At 52.5% G+C, this 2190-nt stretch carries 1 protein-coding gene; it reads left to right on the top strand.

Features of this window, described 5'->3' with window-relative positions; genetic code table 11:
* Positions 1-2078, top strand: a 2078-nt coding sequence (locus OC680_RS02160) for a hypothetical protein (protein WP_304515473.1), incomplete at its 5' end; no start/stop codon positions are given.
* Positions 2079-2190 lie beyond the last annotated feature (112 nt).

Raw genomic sequence — 2190 nt, 5'->3', positions numbered from 1 at the left:
GTGGCTTCGATGTTGGTCCCACGCCGTCGGACACCGCCCATACACCAGCGGAAGACCGTCAGGTCTCTTTGCCTTCACTGGAAATCTTGCATGCAGTGGCTCAAGAGATGTCGCTGAGTGCCCGTCATCGCAACTCTGGCTTGGCCGACCTTGTCCGTCTCATTGTGCAACTATCTCAGAGAACGCAAAGACCCGCGTATTCCGAATTCTGGTACATGAGGATGGCCTCTGTAGGACTTTGCCAAAATGACTTACCAACGGGAAGCTCCGCATCTATACCGTCACCACCAGACGCTCTCGCTATTGTGGAGAAGATGTTGGCCGGAGAGTTTGGCTCAGTGGAAGCCGCCCTGAAAGCTCTGCTGCCGAACAGTGTCATTTCCATTGTCCAATTAGAGACAATCCTGCCCTGCTTTGCAAAGATATTGAAAGTCGCAGGAGCTCTCACGAATAGGTCGGGCCATGCCCGCAGTGACACTCTGCTCAAGTTGATGGTCGCAGAGAACATAACCGTTGAGGATATTGAGGACTTTCCTCTCAGCCTCACCACCGCGTTCCGACAGGTCTTAAAGCTTTGTGGCGAGCATCCTTCCGAAGGTTTGTCGAAGGACGCGAAACTTTTGATCGGCCGCAAAGACCTCGCGCATGCTCAAGGCGTCTCGACACGAATGGCCCGCCGTTTCTCTGCAGACGAGCTGAGGACTCTGCCGAGTGGAGCAAAGCTAGATCCGTTGTCAGCGACCTTGTTCTCTGCAGACTTCCGACTGCAAGACGTCTCAGATATGTTGTCAACTTCTCGTCCTACAGCAATTCGAGCCCCGACCAGACCAGACAATAGTGATCATGAGAATCGCGAACTCGGGCTGGCTCGTTTACAGAATGCTGCTGAAAGGATCAAGGCAACTCCGGTTGGTAGAGGCATGTTCCTCTTGTTGACTCGAAAGTTTGATCCGACCCAAAAGTGGCAGACGCCCCGAATCAATCTGCGCATTCTTTTGAGACCAGCACAGCCTTACGGTCTCTCTGAGCCCCGGGCTGAGACTCCAGAGCTCGAGTGGCCTGACTTTCACAATGGCTGTGCCTCAGCATTAGAAATGTGTGTTGGCAAGACCAAAGTCGACTCCACTTGGTACTTCTCACAGAGCGCCGGTGAACGTACTGCTCGCCACGCTGGGTTACTGCTCGGTCTGGGGCTCTCGGGACGCTTTGTAACCATTGGACAAGTGCATACCTATCGATACTTGGGAGATCGACACAGCCTTACTTCGATTGGGTTGCTCTTGGGTTTGTCAGCAACGTTCGTTGCCAAAGGTGATCCAGATGTTCGCGCTCTTCTAGCCTGCCATGTGAAAGCATTCTTGCCGCCCCACTCGGCCAATCTAGCCCACTCCACTCTCGTACAAGCGGCTGCTCTGCTGGGTACAGGATTATTGTTCCTCGGCTCTGGCGTAAGCCACATTGCCGAAGCCCTTTGCGAACAAATTGGGGCTCAAATCATCGAGACCACGGATACGCAGCGCTTCTGCAGGGAAGCGTACTGCCTATCCGCAGCTTTAGGTGTCGGATTAGTAATGCTTGGTCGGGGGCGACATTCGAATCTCACCTCAAATAAAGACAGGACTATGTTGCTTAGTCTCGAACGTCTGATGGTCGGAACGCCACCGCCGCTGCACGATGACCATGCCGTGAATCCGACATGGAGAGTCGACGCCCGCATCACCACCACAGCTGCTGCACTGGCCTATGGTTTGATCTTTTTGCGAAGCAACAAGGCTGCTACAGCAGATAAAATACCGATTCCCTCCTGCGACGCTGAGCTCAATGAAGTCAGGCCAGACGGGCTTCTGCTGCTCGCGATCGCGAGATCATTGATCAATTGGGATTCGATGGAACCTTCTCTGGCCTGGATGCGCTCGACTGTGCCACAATTCTTACTGCGTCCTGCAGACAAAGACTCGGACACTGCGTCTCGAGAACTCGCAGTCATGCATCTCGAGACCGGCGCGTTGTTTACTCTCAGCCTGAAATTTGCTGGGTCGGCAAATGCAGCGGTCAAAGGCTTGCCAAAAATTAGCTAATCTAATTCCAACAAAAACCTTACCTCGACATACCACGTTTAAGCTATCAAATAACGAAAATAAAGCTAGTTTAAGTGAAGAAGAAGCTTTAGCTATTAAACAAAAGCTTATC

Source organism: Candidatus Phytoplasma melaleucae (genome assembly GCF_030588185.1).
Lineage (GTDB): Bacteria > Bacillota_I > Bacilli_A > Acholeplasmatales > Acholeplasmataceae > Phytoplasma > Phytoplasma melaleucae.
The sequence above is the reverse complement of the archived record's forward strand: the minus strand, read 5'-3'. Positions and strand labels throughout refer to the sequence as shown.